The 16,775-nt window shown below is 71.4% G+C and carries 12 protein-coding genes and 1 CRISPR repeat array; of the genes, 9 read left to right on the top strand and 3 right to left on the bottom strand.

From position 1 onward, the window contains the following. Positions 1-146: 146 nt before the first annotated feature. The 3 genes from NI17_RS02315 to NI17_RS02305 all read left to right on the top strand — a co-directional run bounded on the left by NI17_RS02315 (position 147) and on the right by NI17_RS02305 (position 6,124). A complete protein-coding gene (locus tag NI17_RS02315) occupies positions 147-3,161 on the top strand; it encodes a bifunctional [glutamine synthetase] adenylyltransferase/[glutamine synthetase]-adenylyl-L-tyrosine phosphorylase (RefSeq protein WP_068692600.1) in 3,015 nt (1,004 codons plus the stop codon). A 584-nt stretch (positions 3,162-3,745) separates the two neighbouring features. Further along, complete coding sequence (locus NI17_RS02310) at positions 3,746-5,566, top strand: carbohydrate-binding module family 20 domain-containing protein (protein ID WP_068692599.1); 1,821 nt, start codon at positions 3,746-3,748, stop codon at positions 5,564-5,566. A 219-nt stretch (positions 5,567-5,785) separates the two neighbouring features. After that, complete coding sequence (locus NI17_RS02305; RefSeq protein WP_068692598.1) at positions 5,786-6,124, top strand: hypothetical protein; 339 nt, start codon at positions 5,786-5,788, stop codon at positions 6,122-6,124. Positions 6,125-6,185: 61 nt separating this feature from the next. Here the strand turns inward: NI17_RS02305 and NI17_RS02300 are convergent, their stop codons facing one another. Continuing rightward, positions 6,186-7,919 carry an NAD+ synthase gene (locus tag NI17_RS02300; RefSeq protein ID WP_243597697.1) on the bottom strand — a complete coding sequence of 578 codons (1,734 nt, stop codon included), beginning with the start codon at positions 7,917-7,919 and terminating at the stop codon, positions 6,186-6,188. 219 nt (positions 7,920-8,138) lie between these two features. Here NI17_RS02300 and glnA point away from each other — a divergent pair, with 219 nt between their 5' ends. The 4 genes from glnA (at position 8,139) to NI17_RS02280 (ending at position 13,293) form a co-directional block, all read left to right on the top strand. Then, positions 8,139-9,500: a type I glutamate--ammonia ligase gene (gene glnA, locus NI17_RS02295; RefSeq protein ID WP_199860101.1), complete on the top strand. Its 1,362-nt coding sequence runs from the start codon at positions 8,139-8,141 to the stop codon at positions 9,498-9,500. 301 nt (positions 9,501-9,801) lie between these two features. Then, positions 9,802-10,644 carry a 3-methyl-2-oxobutanoate hydroxymethyltransferase gene (gene panB / locus NI17_RS02290; RefSeq protein WP_068692597.1) on the top strand — a complete coding sequence of 281 codons (843 nt, stop codon included), beginning with the start codon at positions 9,802-9,804 and terminating at the stop codon, positions 10,642-10,644. A gap of 138 nt (positions 10,645-10,782) precedes the next feature. Beyond that, positions 10,783-11,820, top strand: coding sequence for an LLM class F420-dependent oxidoreductase (locus tag NI17_RS02285; protein ID WP_068692596.1), 1,038 nt, complete (start codon positions 10,783-10,785; stop codon positions 11,818-11,820). Positions 11,821-11,994: 174 nt separating this feature from the next. After that, positions 11,995-13,293 carry a purple acid phosphatase family protein gene (locus tag NI17_RS02280; protein ID WP_068692630.1) on the top strand — a complete coding sequence of 433 codons (1,299 nt, stop codon included), beginning with the start codon at positions 11,995-11,997 and terminating at the stop codon, positions 13,291-13,293. A 66-nt stretch (positions 13,294-13,359) separates the two neighbouring features. Here NI17_RS02280 and npdG read toward each other — a convergent pair whose 3' ends face one another. Further along, positions 13,360-14,046 (bottom strand): NADPH-dependent F420 reductase, encoded by a 687-nt coding sequence (npdG, locus tag NI17_RS02275; protein ID WP_068692629.1) that lies wholly within the window; start codon positions 14,044-14,046, stop codon positions 13,360-13,362. Between the two features lie 216 nt (positions 14,047-14,262). Next, positions 14,263-15,023: a CRISPR direct-repeat array (repeat unit 29 nt; unit sequence CGGTCCATCCCCACGTGCGTGGGGCTCGG). A 163-nt stretch (positions 15,024-15,186) separates the two neighbouring features. Beyond that, positions 15,187-15,411, bottom strand: a complete 225-nt coding sequence (locus tag NI17_RS02270; protein ID WP_084012705.1) for a hypothetical protein — start codon at positions 15,409-15,411, stop codon at positions 15,187-15,189. 38 nt (positions 15,412-15,449) lie between these two features. Between NI17_RS02270 and map the strand changes: the two genes are divergently transcribed. Both map and NI17_RS02260 read left to right on the top strand, forming a co-directional pair. Beyond that, a complete protein-coding gene (gene map, locus NI17_RS02265; RefSeq protein ID WP_068692595.1) occupies positions 15,450-16,301 on the top strand; it encodes a type I methionyl aminopeptidase in 852 nt (283 codons plus the stop codon). Between the two features lie 95 nt (positions 16,302-16,396). Further along, positions 16,397-16,774, top strand: coding sequence for a hypothetical protein (locus NI17_RS02260; protein WP_068692594.1), 378 nt, complete (start codon positions 16,397-16,399; stop codon positions 16,772-16,774). Position 16,775 lies beyond the last annotated feature (1 nt).

Below are 16,775 nucleotides of genomic sequence, written 5' to 3'. Positions count from 1 at the left end.
GCGGACGGACAACCGACGGCACCCAGTGTCCATCCCGGTGGACGCGCCTTTTCGCGCGGGGCGGTCCGCGTTTGTCCCCCTCGGGTGCCGCCCGCCGCACCCGCGCGGGCTACCGTTGTCGTGTGGCGACTCGGGACAGCACGGGAATGAGCGTGGGCGCGCTGGCCCGCCGGGGGTTCGGCGACGCGGCGCGCGCGGCGCGGTTGTTGACGGAGGCGGGGCTGGACCCCGTCGCGCACGAGCCGGTCGTGGACGCCATCAGCCGGTCCGCCGACCCCGACCTGGCCCTGCTGGGACTGGGCAGGATCGTGGAACGCTCCGAGGAGGCGGCGGATCTGCGCACCGCCCTGCTCGACGACGCGGACCTGCGGGACCGGCTGATCCGGGTGCTGGGCGCCAGCCGCGCGCTCGCCGACCACCTGGTGCGCCACCCCGGCGACTGGAGGGAGCTGCGCGGCGCCGACGCCGCCCGCCTGCCCGACGCCGAGGAGTTGCGCGCGGGACTGCTGCACGTGGTCGGCGCCGACCCGAACTCTCCCGCGCCGACGGCCGACCTGTCGGCCTTCGACGTGGCCGAGGTGACCCACGCCCTGCGGCTGGCCTACCGGCGGCGGGTGCTGCGGCTGGCCGGACGCGACCTCACCGGGGTGCAGGACCTGAAGGAGGTCGCCACCGAGCTGGCCGACCTGGCCGCGGCCGTGCTGGAGGGGTCGCTGGCCGTCGCCCGCGCCCGGTTCCCGAAGGACGCCGCGCGCTGCCGGCTCGCGGTGATCGGCATGGGCAAGTGCGGCGGCCGGGAACTCAACTACGTCAGCGACGTGGACGTGGTCTTCGTCGCCGAACCCGCCGACGGCTTCTCCGACGAGCACGCGGCGCTGGAGGCGGCCACCCGGCTGGCCGCCGCGATGATGGAGATCCCCCGCCAGACCGACGCCGAGGGCACCCTGTGGGAGGTCGACGCGGCGCTGCGCCCCGACGGCAGGAACGGGCCGCTGGTGCGCCCCCTCGCCGGTCACGTCGCCTACTACGAGCGCTGGGCCAAGACCTGGGAGTTCCAGGCGCTGCTCAAGGCCCGCCCCATCGCCGGGGACGCCGAACTGGGAGCGGCCTACGCCAGGGCGATCAGCCCCATGGTGTGGCAGGCGGCGGGACGGCCGAACTTCGTCGAGGACGTGCAGGCGATGCGCCGCCGGGTGGAGTCGCACATTCCGCACACCGAGGTGGACCGGCAGCTCAAGCTGGGCCGGGGCGGGCTGCGCGACATCGAGTTCGCGGTGCAGCTGCTGCAACTGGTCCACGGCCGCGGTGACGACTCCCTGCGTTCGGGCAACACCCTGGAGGCCCTGGAGGCGCTGTCCAGGGGCGGCTACGTGGGCCGCCAGGACGCCGCCGGAATGGCCGACTCCTACCGGTTCCTACGCCGCGTGGAGCACCTGCTCCAGCTGCACCGGCTGCGCCGCACCCATCTGCTGCCCGACTCGCGGACCGAGAGCGGCCAGCAGGAGCTGCGCCGTCTGGGCCGGTCGCTGGGCTTCACCGCCAACCCGGTCACCGACCTGGCCGCCACCTGGCGGCGGCGCGCCGGTGAGGTGCGTCGCCTGCACGAGAAGCTGTTCTACCAGCCGCTGCTCAAGGCGGTGGCGCGGCTGCCCGAGGACGAGGCGCGACTCTCCCCCGAACAGGCGCGCACCCGACTGGAGGCGCTGGGCTTCCTCGACCCGGCGGGGGCCCTGCGCCACCTGGAGGCCCTCACCTCCGGGGTGACGCGGCGCGCGGCCATCCAGCGCACCCTGCTGCCGGTGATGCTGGGCTGGTTCGCCGACTCGCCCGCCCCCGACGCCGGACTTCTGGGGTTCCGGCAGGTCAGCGACGCGCTGGGGACCACCCCGTGGTATCTGCGGCTGCTCCGCGACGACATCCGGGTGGCCGAGCGGATGGCCTACCTGCTGGGCACCAGCCGCTACGTCACCGACCTGCTGCTGCGCGCGCCGGAGGCGGTGGCGCTGCTCGCCGACGACGCCGACCTCGCGCAGCGCCGCGACGCCGAGCTGATCGCCGAGGCAAACGCGGCGCTGCGGCGGCACGACACGGCGGAGAACCAGGTGGCCGGGGTGCGTGCGCTGCGCCGCCGGGAACTGCTGCGCACCGCCGCCGCCGACCTGCTGGGGGTGACCGACATCGACGGGGTCGGCGACGCGCTGACCGCGATCGCGTCGGTCACCATCGACGCGGCGCTGCGGGCGGCGACCGAGCGGGTCGCCCACCAGCGCGGCGCGGAGCCGTGCACCCGGATGTGCGTGATCGCGATGGGGCGGTTCGGCGGCAACGAGTTGAGCTACACCAGCGACGCGGACGTGATGTACGTGCACGACCCGCTGCCGGGAGCCGATCCGGCGGAGGCCGCGGCCACCGCCGGGGCGATCGTGCGGGAGCTGGCCCGGCTGCTGGAACTGCCCGCGGCCGAGCCTCCGGTGCGCCTGGACGCGGCGCTGCGCCCCGAGGGAAAGAGCGGGCCGATGGTGCGGACCTTCGACTCCTACGCGGCCTACTACACGCGCTGGGCGTCGAGCTGGGAGAGCCAGGCGCTGCTGCGTGCGATGCCGGTGGCCGGGGACGCGGGGCTGGGTGAGCGGTTCACGGCGCTGATCGACCCGATCCGCTACCCCGAGGGCGGTCCCAGCGACCAGGCGCTGCGGGAGATCCGGCGGCTCAAGGCGCGGATGGAGGCCGAGCGGCTGCCGCGTGGCGCCGACCCCACCCTGCACACGAAGCTGGGCCGGGGCGGGCTCTCGGACGTGGAGTGGACGGTGCAACTGCTCCAGTTGCGGCACGCCCACGCGGTTCCGGAGCTGCGCACCACGGGGACGTTGCAGGCGTTGAACGCCGCGGTGCGCGGCGGCCTGCTGGATCCCGACGACGGTGCGACGCTGGAGGTGGCCTGGCGGCTGGCGTCGCGGGTGCGCGGCGCGGTCACCCTGGTCCGCGGCAGGGGCGGCGACTCCATTCCGACGGATCTGCGGGAGCGCACCGCGATCGCGGGAGCCTTGGGGTACCGGGCCGACGACAGCGAGGCGGGTCCGGGCGAGCTGATGGTGGAGGAGTACCGCCGGGCCACCCGCCGCGCCCGGGCGGTGATGGAGCGCGTGTTCTACGACAGCTGAGCGCTTCGCGGGGCGCGGTGCCGGACGGGCACCCGGAGGAACCGGAACCGGCCCCGGGAGTCCGGGGAGGAGCCTTCGGGCGGCCCGGCCCAGGGGATTCCGGGTGCCCCGGGCGGAAGAGGACCGCGCAGCACCGGACCCAAGGGGTTTTCGGGTGGCCCGGGCCCTAGGGTGTCGTGTGGCCTCACCCCCCGAAGGAGGGTTTCAGGTGACCTCGGCCCCAGGCCCGGGCCACTCGGCACTCCCCCCCCGGGGGGTCGGGAGCGTGTCCCGGGCGCTCCCTCCGTGTCTCGGCCGGTCGCTTCTCACAGCGAGATTTCTGCAAGTTGTTGCGGTTTTTGCGGGCATTTCTCAAACGCTCTACGCCTCTTCCCCCGCTTCTTCCCGCCACCTTCCCCCTTCGTGATCCCGACAAAACCCCCACAAACTCCCACTTTCGGACAATCAGCGAGATTCCACGGGCGACGGTTCACAAACCGACCGCCGGTTGTTATCTTCGTCTCACCCTGAAAGTTCTTGCAAAGCTTGCACAAACTGCAAGGCAGCTTTCAGGAGTGGATCCCCTATCCGTATTGGAGCGTTTGATGGGAGTTCGCAGACCCCTGGCCGCGGTACTCGCGGCCGTGCTGGGCTTCGCGTTGTCCCTGATCCCCCTGACCGTCGCGGCCTCCCCCGCTCATGCCGCGCCGTCCGGGGACAGGGACGTCATCGTCCACCTCTTCCAGTGGCGCTGGGAGTCGGTCGCCGAGGAGTGCGAGAGCACACTGGGCCCCAACGGGTTCGGCGCGGTGCAGGTCTCACCGCCGCAGGAGCACGTGGTGCTGTCCGGCCAGGGCTACCCCTGGTGGCAGGACTACCAGCCGGTCTCCTACCGACTCGACCAGACCCGCCGCGGCACCCGGGCCGACTTCGTCGACATGGTCGACCGCTGCCGCGACGCCGGGGTGAAGATCTACGTCGACGCGATCATCAACCACATGAGCGGCACCGGTTCCATCGGCGCCGGCCCCGGCAGCGCGGGGTCCAGCTACAGCAAGTACGACTACCCGGGCATCTACCAGAGCCAGCACTTCGGCGACTGCCGCCGCGACATCGCCAACTGGAACGACAAGTGGGAGGTGCAGAACTGCGAACTGGTCGGACTGTCCGACCTGGACACCTCCTCCGACCACGTCCGCGACCGGGTCGCGGCCTACCTCAACGACCTGGTCGGCATCGGCGTGGCGGGCTTCCGCCTCGACGCGGCCAAGCACGTGCCCGAGGCCGACGTCCAGGCGATCGTCTCGCGGCTGGACGACGTCCACGCCGACTGGGGCGGCGGCAAGCCGTACGTCTTCCAGGAGGTCATCGCCGACGGCACGATCGGCACCGGCTCCTACACCCCCATGGGGGACGTCACCGAGTTCCAGTACCACCGCGACATCAGCCACGCCTTCGACGACGGCAACATCGCCCACCTGAGCGGACTGGGCGGCGGTCTGACCCCGGGTGACAAGGCCGTGGTGTTCGTCGCCAACCACGACACCCAGCGCAGCGACCCGATCCTCACCCACACCGACGGGGCGCGCTACGACCTGGCGCAGTCGTTCATGCTGGCCCACCCCTACGGCACCCCCAAGGTGATGTCCAGCTACACCTGGTCCGGCAGCACCGACACGGGACCGCCCATGAGCGCGGACGGCACCACCGACCCCACCGACTGCTCCGCCTCGCGGTGGGTGTGCGAGCACCGCGCCGTCGCGGGCATGGTGTCCTTCCGCAACGCGGTGGACGGGCACGGCATCGGCGGCACCGTCACCGACGGCGACGGACGGCTGGCGTTCGCGCGCGGTTCCGCGGGCTACGCCGCCTTCAACGCCACGGGCAGCGCCTGGACGCGCACCTTCTCCACCGACCTGCCCGACGGGACCTACTGCGACGTGGCCAACGGCACCTTCGTCGACGGCGTGTGCGACGCGCCCAGTTATGAGGTGTCCGACGGCCGGTTCACCGCCTCCGTCCCGGCCAACGGCGCGGTCGCGCTGCACGTCGGGGCCCTGGGCGAGTGCGAGGACCCCGACGGCTGCTCCTCCGAACCGCCTCCCCCGGGCGGCGAGTGCTCCGTCATCGACTCCCGCTTCGACGCCACCGTCACCACCTGGTACGGCCAGGAGGTCCACGTGGTGGGCTCCATCCCCGAACTGGGCTCCTGGAACCCCGCCGACGGCCTGAAGCTCAACACCGACGGGAGCACCTACCCCGTCTGGAAGGGACAGGTCTCCCTCCCCGAGGGGACCCGGTTCGACTACAAGTACGTCAAGATCAACCCCGACGGCACCGTGGAGTGGGAGAACGGGGACAACAGGTCCGCCGTGGCCGACGACAGCGGCGGCTGCTCCCGGACCTTCACCGGCTCCTGGCGGTGAGCCGCCTCCCGACCACCGCCCGGACCCCTTCGGAAAGGAGGTGACCGGCCGGTCCGAAGCAGGCGTCGGCGGGTGGCGCACCCCCTCCCGTGATCCCCCGCCCGCCGTGTCCCTCTCCCGCGGTGCCGCCCCGGCTCCCCTCCCGGGGCGGCACCGCACCGTCCGGAAAGCGCCGTTGCCCGGAAATTGACAACTACGTGACGTAGTAGTGTGCGGGGTATGGAAATCGTCTACTCCGCGCTTGTCTTCCTTCACTTCGTGGCCCTGGCCGGGATCGTCTCCGGCTGGCTGATGCAGCAGATGGGCGGTTACGCCAAGGCCCCCAAGGTGCTGCTGCACAGCGCCCTGACCCAGTTGGTCATCGGCCTGCTGCTGGTGGGCCTGCGGGAGATGGGCGACCTCGGCGCCGTCGACCACGTCAAGATCGGCGTCAAACTGGTCGTGAACCTCGCCGTGGTCGTGCTGGCCGTCCTCAACGTGCGCGGGCCCTCCCCGCGCCTGGCGCTGGCCGCCGGTCTGCTGACCCTGCTCAACATCGGCGTGGCCGTGTTCTGGTGAGAACGGCTCCGGCGGCGGTGGACCGCGGGCGGGCCTCCACCGCCGCCGGAGCCAACGGAGGTCAGACTGTCGACCGGTTGGTGATCGGCAACCGCCGGTCCCGACCGAAGTTGCGCTTGCTGATCTTGGGTCCCGGCGGGTACTGGCGGCGCTTGTACTCGGCCCGGTCGACCATGCGGATGACCCGGTCCACCAGTTCGGGGTGGTGTCCGGCCGCGACCAGCTCGGCACGCCCCAGGTCGGTGCCCACGTAGTCGTCCAGCAGCGCGTCCAGGATCTGGTAGTCCGGCAGGGAGTCGGTGTCCAACTGCCCCGGCCGCAGCTCCGCGCTGGGCGGCTTGGTGATGGACTCCTCCGGGATCGGCGGGGTCCGCCCCAGCCGCTCGGCCTCGGCGTTGCGCCACCGCGCCAGCTCCCACACCAGGGTCTTCCAGACGTCCTTGATCGGCGCGAAGCCGCCCGCGGAGTCGCCGTAGAGGGTGGAGTAGCCCGACGCCAGCTCGCTCTTGTTGCCCGTGGTCAGCACCAGGTGGCCCTCCTGGTTGGACAGCGTCATCAGCAACTGGCCGCGCACCCGGGCCTGCAGGTTCTCCGCGGCCAGACCGTCGATCTCCACGGCCTTCTCGAACGCCTCGATCATCGGCCCCACCGCGACGGTGCGCCCGTTGATCCCCTGGCGGCGCACCAGTTCCTCGGCGTCGGAGACCGAGTGGTCGCTGGAGTAGCGGCTCGGCATGAGCACGCCGTGGACCCGCTCCGGTCCGAGCGCGTCGGCGGCGATGGTGGCGGTCAGCGCCGAGTCGATACCGCCGGACAGCCCCAGGATCACCGAGGGGAACCGGTTCTTGCGGACGTAGTCGCGGGTGGCCAGCACCAGGGCCGCGTAGACCTCGCCGAGGTCGTCCGGGCGCGGGGCCACGGGGTTGGGCAGCGGCCGGTAGGGCGGCAGCGGGGAGTCGGAGATCAGGTGGCGTTCGATGGTGATGCCGTCGGCCTCCGCCGCCGCGCCCCACATGCCCGGTCCCTCCGCCCCCGGCAGTTCCAGGTCCGCCACCAAAAGCGCCTCCTCGAACCGCGGGGCGCGCGCGACCAGGTCCCCGGCGGCGTCCACGACCAGGGAGTCGCCGTCGAAGACCAGTTCGTCCTGGCCGCCGACCATGTTGACGTAGGCCAGTGCCACGTCGGCCTCGCGGGCGCGGCGGGCGCACAACTCCAGCCGCGCGTCCCCCTTGTCGCGCTCGTACGGCGACCCGTTCAGCACCACCAGCAGGGTGGCCCCGGACTCGCGCACGGCGGCGACCGGGCCGCCGTCCTGCCACAGGTCCTCGCAGACCACGAAGGCCGTGTCGATGCCGTGCAGCCGCACCACCGGGAGGACGTCTCCGGGGACGAAGTGGCGGAACTCGTCGAACACCCCGTAGTTGGGCAGGTGGTGCTTGGCGGAGGTGAAGACCGCCCGCCCCCGGTGCAGCAGGGCCACCGCGTTCTGCGGGGCCCCGACCGGCTGGCCCAGCGCGGTGGTCGCGGCTCCCCTGCGGCGGCTCAGGTAGCCGACGGCGACGGGAAGCTCGCCCAGTCCCTCGGAGGAGAGCCGCCCGGCCAGGGCGTGCACGGCCTCGATGGAGGCGTCGACGAAGGTCCTGCGCAGCGCGAGGTCCTCCACCGGGTATCCGGTGACCATCATCTCGGGAAACACCACCAGGTGAGCCCCTGCCTCGGCCGCCCGGCGCGCGTGCTCGACGACGATCCCGCAGTTTCCTTCCAGGTCTCCCACAGTAGGGTTGACCTGGGCCATAGCCAATCGCAGTTGTGCCACGACAATGAGCCTAACGCCCGACTCCTCCCGGCGTTCCCGTGGCCCCGACCACGGGTGTTGCGGTCGGCTCACAGCGGGTAGGGGTGCCGAGGACGGCCTCGCTTAACGTCGTGGTAACGCCCGCAGGGCACACTGACGGTGGGGAGTCTGGTATGAACGCGTCAGACATCCCACGAAACCAAACGAGGAAGGTGGACCGTGAACCGACAGCAGGAATTCGTGCTCCGCACGCTTGAGGAGCGCGATATCCGCTTCGTGCGACTGTGGTTCACCGACGTGCTCGGTTACCTCAAGTCGGTCGCGGTGGCCCCCGCCGAACTGGAGGCCGCCTTCGCCGAGGGCATCGGCTTCGACGGCTCGGCGATCGAGGGATTCGCCCGGGTGCACGAGTCGGACATGCTCGCCCAGCCCGATCCCACCACGTTCCAGGTGCTGCCGTGGCGCAACGAGCCGCACGGGACCGCGCGCATGTACTGCGACATCCTGATGCCCGACGGCTCGCCCAGCTACGCCGATCCGCGCAACGTGCTCAAGCGGCAGCTGAGCCGGGCCTCGGATCTCGGTTTCACGTTCTACACGCATCCCGAGATCGAGTTCTACCTGCTGAAGAAGAAGCCCGAGTACGGCGAGTTCCCCGAGCCGAACGACGACGGCGGCTACTTCGACCACACGCCGCACAACAGCGCGCACGACTTCCGCCGCAACGCCATCATGATGCTCGAGGACATGGGCATCTCGGTGGAGTTCAGCCACCACGAGGGCGGCCCCGGCCAGCAGGAGATCGACCTGCGCTACGCCGACGCCCTGACCACCGCCGACAACATCATGACCTTCCGGCTGGTGATGAAGGAGGTGGCCCTGGAGCAGGGCATCTACGCCACCTTCATGCCCAAGCCGTTCACCGAGTTCCCCGGTTCCGGCATGCACACCCACATGTCGCTGTTCGAGGGGGACCGCAACGCCTTCTACGAGCCGGGGGCCGAGTACCAGCTGTCCAAGATCGGCCGCGGGTTCATCGCGGGCGTGCTGCGGCACGCCGCCGAGATCACGGCGGTGTGCAACCAGTTCGTCAACTCCTACAAGCGGCTGTGGGACAACGCCGCGGCCTCGGCCGGGGCGGGCGGTGAGGCGCCCGCGTACGTGTGCTGGGGGCACAACAACCGCTCCGCGCTGGTGCGCGTGCCGATGTACAAGCCCCGCAAGGGCAACTCCACCCGGATCGAGTTCCGCTCGCTGGACTCGGCGTGCAACCCCTACCTGGCCTTCGCGGTGGTCCTGGCCGCCGGGCTGAAGGGGATCGAGGAGGGCTACGAGCTTCCTCCGGGCGCCGCCGACGACGTGTGGGCGCTCACCGACGCCGAGCGCCGGGCGCTGGGCATCACCCCGCTGCCGCAGAGCCTGGACGAGGCGCTGCGGGCGATGGAGAACAGCGAGCTGGTCGCCGAGGCGCTCGGCGAGCACGTGTTCGACTTCTTCCTGCGCAACAAGAAGGCGGAGTGGCAGGCCTACCGCCGCCAGGTGACCCCCTACGAGCTGCAGCGCTACCTGCCGACACTGTGACGGTCCCCCGCCCGCGAGGGCGGGTGGCCCCGTCGGCCCCTCCCCGCCGCTCCGGGCGGGCCGCACCGCCTCCCCCGGCGGTGTCCGCGACTCCGCGGCGGGGGCCCCTGTGCTGTGCGTATCCGCGGTGACGACTCTCACGCGCGTCCGGACGAAACAAAACGACAAATCAGTTTCATCCGGTAGAACAACGCAAATCATGCGTGCCATGATGAGGATGTCCGGCGCACCCGCGCCGACCGCGACCGACACGTCCGGGGACGCCTTGACGGCGCTTCGAGACAACGGAGGAAACGCACAGATGAACCCCACAACCCCCACTCCCGCCCTGTACGGCGGCACCTCGAACCGTCGTGTCACCGTCCACGACCTGGCCGCGGCCAAGCAGCGCGGCGAGCGCTGGCCGATGCTCACCGCCTACGACGCGCTGACGGCGCGGATCTTCGACGAGGCGGGTATCCCGGTGCTGCTGGTGGGCGACTCCGCCGCCATGGTCGTCTTCGGCTACGACTCCACCATCCCCGTCACCATCGACGACATGGTGCCGCTGACCGCGGCGGTGTCGCGGGCGTCCAGGCGGGCGCTGGTGGTGGCCGACCTGACCTTCGGCTCCTACCAGGCCGGGCCCGAGCAGGCGCTGGCCTCGGCCGCCCGGCTGATGAAGGAGGGCGGCGCCCAGGCCGTCAAGCTGGAGGGCGGCCACCGGGTCACTCCCCAGGTGGAGGCGCTGGTCTCAGCCGGCATCCCGGTGATGGGCCACATCGGTCTGACCCCGCAGTCGGTCAACGCCCTGGGCGGTTACCGCGTCCAGGGGCGCAGCCACGAGGCGGCCGAGGCCCTGCTCTCCGACGCCAAGGAGCTGGAGCGCGCGGGCGCGTTCTCGGTGGTCCTGGAGTGCGTCCCGGCCCGGTTGGCCGCCGAGATCACCCAGCAGCTGACCATTCCGACCATCGGGATCGGCGCGGGGCCGGGAACGGACGCGCAGGTGCTGGTGTGGCAGGACATGGCGGGGCTGTCGCCGCGGGTGGCCAAGTTCGTCAAGCCCTACGCCGATCTCGCCGCGGGACTGCGGGACGCCGCCAAGGGCTTCGCCGACGAGGTCGTGACCGGGGTGTTCCCGGACGAGCAGCATTCCTACGCCTGACGCGGCGGCTTTCTGTGTCCACGGCCCCCGGGGCGGTCCGGTCCGGACCCTCCGGGGGTTCTTCCGTTCCCCGACCAGAAAGCTACTCGGTAGTAGCATGGTCGGGATTCTGGCGCACCGGACAGCGGAGGCTTTCCCATGCAGATCTCCATGCCGTTGAACTACTCGGGAGACATCAGGAGGACCGTCGACCAGGTGGTCGAACTGGAGAAGGTCGGCCTGGACACCGTGTGGGTGGCCGAACTCTACGGCTTCGACGGCCCCACCCTGATGGGCTACCTCGCCGCCCGCACCGAACGCGTCAACATCGGCTCGGCGATCCTGCCGCTGTACTCGCGCACCCCCACCCTGATTGCGCAGACCGCCGCGGGCCTGGACTACCTCTCCGGTGGCCGCGCCGTACTCGGCCTGGGCGCGAGCGGCCCGCAGGTCATCGAGGGCTGGCACGGGGTGCCCTACACCAGACCGCTCGCCCGCACCCGGGAGGTCATCGAGATCTGCCGCAAGGTGTGGGCGCGCGAGGCCCCGCTGACCCACGAGGGCACGGTCTTCACCCTGCCCCTGCCGCCGGAGCAGGGCACCGGCCTGGGCAAGCCGCTCAAGATCATCAACCATCCGGTGCGCGACCGCATCCCGGTGTTCGTGGCGTCCCTGGGCGCCAAGAACGTCGAGATGACCGCCGAGATCGCCGACGGCTGGCTGCCCCACCTGTTCATCCCGGAGAAGGCCCGCGACGTGTGGGGCGACTCCCTGGCCGCGGGCCGCGCCAGGCGCTCCGCCGACCTGGGCGAACTCCAGATCGCCGCGGGCGGCATGGTCGCGATCGGCGAGGGCGAGGAGACCAAGAGGCTGCTGGACTTCGCCCGCCCCATGATCGCGCTGTACGTCGGCGGCATGGGCGCCCGGGGGAAGAACTTCTACAACTCGGTGGCCCGCCGCTACGGCTACGAGGAGGCCGCCGAGCGCATCCAGGACCTCTACCTGTCCGGGAAGAAGGAGGAGGCCGCCGCGGCGGTGCCCGAGGAGATGGTGGAGCTGACCAACCTGGTCGGTCCCGAGTCCTACGTCCGCGAACGCGTCGAGGCGTTCCGCGAGGCCGGGGTCACCCACCTCAACCTGATCCCCTTCTCCGACGACCCGGTCGCGCTGATCGAGAAGGTCAGGGGCTGGCTGTGAGCCGTTCCCCCGCAGGCAACCCAACGGCACCGCGGAGGCGGGCGGACGGTTGACGGGCATTCACCGGCACGTCGCCCGTCGGCGTTAACTTCCGTCACGGAACGAAACCGCCCGGAGACGCGGCACACGTCCTCCGGGCGGTCCACCCGCTCGTCCCACCGGGAGTCGCAGATGATGTCCTCCTCCGTCCGCTCGTTCCGTTCCCGCCCGGCCGCCCGCGCCGGACTCCTCGCCCTCCTCGGCTCCGCCGTCCTCGGCACGGGAGTCGTCGCGGTCCCCGCCCCGGCTGCGGCCGACCCCGGCGTCGCGGAGCGCGTCACCCTCTCCCCCACCGCCACCCCCGCCACCTCCCAGACCGTCACCTGGCGCACCGCCACCGGCGTCAGCGTCTCCCACCTGGAGTACGGAGCGGTCTCCGGCGGCGCGACCGTCACCGTCGAGGGCAGCAGCACCGGCACCGCGGGCGGCGGCCGCTACCACGTCGCGACGCTCACCGGACTGACCCCCGCGACCGACTACCGCTACCGGATCGGCGACGGAACCTCCTGGAGCGACTGGTTCGAGTTCACCACCGCCTCCGCCACCGCCGAACCGTTCACCTTCCTCTACCTGGGCGACGTGCAGAACGACATCACCGGCGGGGCGGCCCCGACCGTCCGCGCCGCCTACGCCGCCGCCCCCGACGCCGCGCTCACCGTCCACTCGGGCGACCTGGTCAACAGCGCCAACTCCGACTCCGAGTGGGCCGAGTGGTACGCCGCCGTCGGGGACGAGAGCGCCACGATGAACCACATCACCACCCCCGGCAACCACGAGTACAGCGGGTGGAGCCTGTCGGGCCACTGGAACCGGCAGTTCCCCGGCGCGGGCAACGGCCCCGGTGACGACGACCTCGACGACACCGTCTACTACACCGACTTCCAGGGCGTCCGCTTCGTGGTGCTGAACAGCAACTACCGCAACGCGCCCTGGTTCGACGTCACGGACTGGCTGGAGGACCAGGGGCACTGGCTGGAGCGGGTGCTGGCCGACAACCCCAACCGGTGGACGGTGGTCACCTTCCACCACCCGGTGTTCGCCAACTCGCCCTCCCGCGACAACCGGTCGCTGCGCTCGGAGTGGCTGGACATCCTGGAGGAGTACGACGTGGACCTGGTGCTCCAGGGGCACGACCACTCCTACGGCCGGGGCAACCTGACCGCCCACCGCACCGACGACCCCGCCGTCCAGACCGGTCCGGTCTACGTGGTCTCGGTGACCGGCCCCAAGATGTACGACGTGTCCGACCGCAACTGGACGGCCAACGGGGCCGAGGTCCGCGTCCAGGTCGCCGACACCCAGACCTACCAGGTCGTCGGGGTCGACAACGACGAGCTGAGCTACGAGTCGCGGACCCTGGACGGCACCCTGGTGGACGCCTTCACCATCACCAAGGGCGCCGACGGCGACAAGCGGGTCACCGACCGGCGGTGACCGCGCGGCGGTCCTGACACCGGGGCGAGGTCGCGAAGCGCACCCCCGGTGTCGGGACCGGCGGTGTCAGACGTCGGTGATCCGGATTCCCGCGTGCGCCTTGTAGCGGCGGTTGATCGAGATCAGGTTGGCGGTGAACGCCTCGACCTGGTGGGCGTTGCGCAGCCGACCGCCGTAGACCCCGCGCACGCCGGGGATCCGGGCGGCCAGGGCGCGCACGGTGTCGGTGGCCTCGCGGTCGTCACCGAGCACCAGCACGTCCAGGTCCACTTCCGTGACCTCGGGGTCGAGCAGGACCACGGCGGAGACGTGGTGGAAGGCGGCCACGACCCGGCTGTCCGGCAGGACGGCGGCGGCCTGCTCGGCGGCGCTGCCCTCCTCGACCGGCAGCGCGTAGGCGCCGCGCTTGTCGAAGCCGAGCGGGTTGACGCAATCGACGACGATCTTGCCCGCCAGGACGTCCTTCAGCGATTCGAGCAGGGCGCGGTGGCCGTCCCAGGGAACCGCGACGACGACCACGTCCCCGGCGGCCGCCGCGGCCGCGTTGTCCAGTCCGCGGACCGGCAGGTCCGCGCCGAGTTCGTCGGCCGCGGCCTGCGCCCGTTCGGCGCTGCGGGACCCGAGGATGACCTCGTGTCCGGCCATCGCGAGCCGCCGGGCCAGGCCGCGGCCCTGGTCGCCGGTGCCGCCGAGCACGGCGACGGACAGTCCGGACACGTCGGGCAGGTCGTGCGGAGAACTCTGTTGTGTCATAACCATGATCATGGCACCCGAGGGGGCCTCAGCCCTGTTCCGACCCCCCGCTAGGTCGGTGACGGGAGCGCCCTCCCGGTGGCGGCCGACGTCCTTCTGCCTTTTCCGCCTGTGGGGACGCCGCCCCACTCCTGCGCCTCCACAGGGGGATTCGTTGGAAGCGCACCGGCCACCCCCGGGACTCCGCAGGCTCCTGTTCAGCGGCACCACCAACCCCGGTCCATCCCCACGTGCGTGGGGCTCGGGGTTGCGCCCCGACCGCCACCATTTGGAAACGAGGTCCATCCCCACGTGCGTGGGGCTCGGGGGCGGGAACTGAGGGAGGTCACGGACGGCATCGGTCCATCCCCACGTGCGTGGGGCTCGGCGACCAGCACACCGTGCTGGCGTTGGTCGGGACGGTCCATCCCCACGTGCGTGGGGCTCGGGATCTCGATCGGCACAGTCAGCAGGAAGCTGAAGGTCCATCCCCACGTGCGTGGGGCTCGGGGCGATGCGGCTGTCAGCGTCGGCCAGGCGCGCGGTCCATCCCCACGTGCGTGGGGCTCGGCCGGTGCCCCGGTCGGTCCACTCGGCGGTGTCCGGTCCATCCCCACGTGCGTGGGGCTCGGGCGTGCCGAGCCAGGTCGAGGGCCAGGACGGTCGGTCCATCCCCACGTGCGTGGGGCTCGGTTCGGCGGTGAGGTGGGTGATGAGGGTTTCGGCGGTCCATCCCCACGTGCGTGGGGCTCGGGGCGAGGAGGGCCCGTGGTCGGACTGGTCGTACGGTCCATCCCCACGTGCGTGGGGCTCGGCTGGTGTTCCCGGTGTTTCGCCGCCCCACCCCCGGTCCATCCCCACGTGCGTGGGGCTCGGGCGACCGCTCCGCGGAGTATCCACAATCCTCGAGGTCCATCCCCACGTGCGTGGGGCTCGGGACAGGATTCCGCCCCCGCCCTCGGTGATCGCCGGTCCATCCCCACGTGCGTGGGGCTCGGAGAAGTTGACCTGCGGTTCTGCGGCTCGTTATCTCCGCGTTATCCGCCCCGCGAGCAGCTCCCACCCGCAGGACCACTCTAGACCGTTCCACGGAAGCGCCCTGTTCACGGCGGTTCGCCCACTACGTTCCGCACGTACCCGGGCGATGCACTCAGGGCGCTCTCACCAGTCGTTCCACTCGCGGTCCTCCTCGTCCCACCGCTCGGTGCGCTCCCTCGCCCTCTCCATCGCGGCCTCCGCCGAGGCCCGGTCAGGGTAGGGGCCCATCCGGTCCTTGCCGGGACTGCCAGGACCGTACTCCACCTGCTTGGTCTTCAGGGAGTACCACCACTGTCCCGGCCCGTTCTCGGGTTCGGGAAGGATGTCCCGTCCCAGGGCTCCGCTCACGGACGCCTCCCATCTGCGGCTGACTACACTCGTGTTCTATGACTACCCCGCTGGTTCCCGGGCGTCTCTCGCCCAAACGCACGGTCCCTCCGTCCATTCCCCGCCCCGAGTACGTCGGCAAGAAGCGTCCGGTCGAGGGTGTGCTGGGGGATGTCCAGACCCCGGAGACCATCGAGGCCATGCGGGTGGCCGGCCGGATCGCGGCGCAGGCGCTGCAGGAGGTCGGCAGGCACGTCGAACCGGGGGTGACCACCGACGAGCTCGACCGCGTCGGCCACGAGTTCCTGTGCGACCACGGCGCCTACCCCAGCCCGCTCGGCTACAAGGGGTTCCCCAAGTCGGTGTGCACCTCGTTGAACGAGGTCATCTGCCACGGCATCCCCGACGACACCGTCATCTCCGACGGTGACATCGTCAACGTCGACATCACCGCCTACATCCACGGCGTGCACGGCGACACCAACGCCACGTTCCTGGCCGGAGACGTCGACGAGGAGTCCCGGTTGCTGGTGGAGCGCACCCGCGAGGCCACCATGCGGGCCATCCGGGCGTGCCGACCGGGACGGCAGATCAACGTGGTCGGCCGGGTCATCGAGTCCTACGCCAAGCGCTTCGGTTACGGCGTGGTGCGCGACTTCACCGGCCACGGCGTGGGCCCGGAGTTCCACTCCGGGCTGATCATCCCGCACTACGACGACCCGCGCGCCGACACCGTGATGGTCCCCGGCATGACCTTCACCATCGAGCCGATGATCACCCTCGGCACCATCGACTACGAGGTCTGGCCGGACGGGTGGACCGCGGTGACCAAGGACCGCAGGCGCACCGCGCAGTTCGAGCACACCATCGTCATCACCGAGGACGGCGCGGAGATCCTGACGCTGCCCTGACCCCTCCCGGTTCCGTCGCGCCTTCCGCCCGGCGCGCGGTTTGCCCCACCGCCCATACTTGAAAGAAAGGGCTGGTTCCGAGGGGGGGAGGAACCATGCTGGTGATGGTCCACCCGGGGTGCCACGGCGTCGTGCGGGCTCCCCGGCGGACGAGTCCGTGGTCCGGCCCGGCCGGTCGGCGCCTGCGCGACATGCTGTTCTTCGTGACGGGAGTGCTCGGCGCGCTGTTCGACGCCGAGCGGGTGCTGCCCGAGGCCGATCCCGGGCAGGTCCACGCCCTGCTGGTCGAACTGGGGCGTCTCGCTCCCGCCGCCGCGCCTGCCGAGCGGGTGGCGGTGCTCCGCGAGTTCCAGACCGAGCGGGGACTGCCCGGGAACGGCGTGGCCGACGGTCCCACCGTGACGGCGCTGATGCGCGACGTGCGCGCCCGGCGGGAGCGGCGCGCCCTGGGGCTTCCGGACGACGTCGGGTGAC

This window comes from Thermobifida halotolerans (assembly GCF_003574835.2).
Taxonomy (GTDB): Bacteria; Actinomycetota; Actinomycetes; order Streptosporangiales; family Streptosporangiaceae; genus Thermobifida; species Thermobifida halotolerans.
This window is presented reverse-complemented; position numbering and strand designations above follow the sequence as displayed.

What these genes read in the sequence shown, in the direction of transcription:
- NI17_RS02285 (WP_068692596.1), top strand. Translation starts at nt 10,783, where the DNA reads ATGCAGATCTCCATGCCGTTGAACTACTCGGGAGACATCAGGAGGACC.
- NI17_RS02300 (WP_243597697.1), bottom strand. Translation starts at nt 7,919, where the DNA reads ATGGCCCAGGTCAACCCTACTGTGGGAGACCTGGAAGGAAACTGCGGG.
- NI17_RS02260 (WP_068692594.1), top strand. Translation starts at nt 16,397, where the DNA reads ATGCTGGTGATGGTCCACCCGGGGTGCCACGGCGTCGTGCGGGCTCCC.
- npdG (WP_068692629.1), bottom strand. Translation starts at nt 14,046, where the DNA reads ATGACACAACAGAGTTCTCCGCACGACCTGCCCGACGTGTCCGGACTG.
- NI17_RS02280 (WP_068692630.1), top strand. Translation starts at nt 11,995, where the DNA reads ATGTCCTCCTCCGTCCGCTCGTTCCGTTCCCGCCCGGCCGCCCGCGCC.
- NI17_RS02310 (WP_068692599.1), top strand. Translation starts at nt 3,746, where the DNA reads ATGGGAGTTCGCAGACCCCTGGCCGCGGTACTCGCGGCCGTGCTGGGC.
- panB (WP_068692597.1), top strand. Translation starts at nt 9,802, where the DNA reads ATGAACCCCACAACCCCCACTCCCGCCCTGTACGGCGGCACCTCGAAC.
- NI17_RS02315 (WP_068692600.1), top strand. Translation starts at nt 147, where the DNA reads ATGAGCGTGGGCGCGCTGGCCCGCCGGGGGTTCGGCGACGCGGCGCGC.
- NI17_RS02305 (WP_068692598.1), top strand. Translation starts at nt 5,786, where the DNA reads ATGGAAATCGTCTACTCCGCGCTTGTCTTCCTTCACTTCGTGGCCCTG.
- map (WP_068692595.1), top strand. Translation starts at nt 15,450, where the DNA reads ATGACTACCCCGCTGGTTCCCGGGCGTCTCTCGCCCAAACGCACGGTC.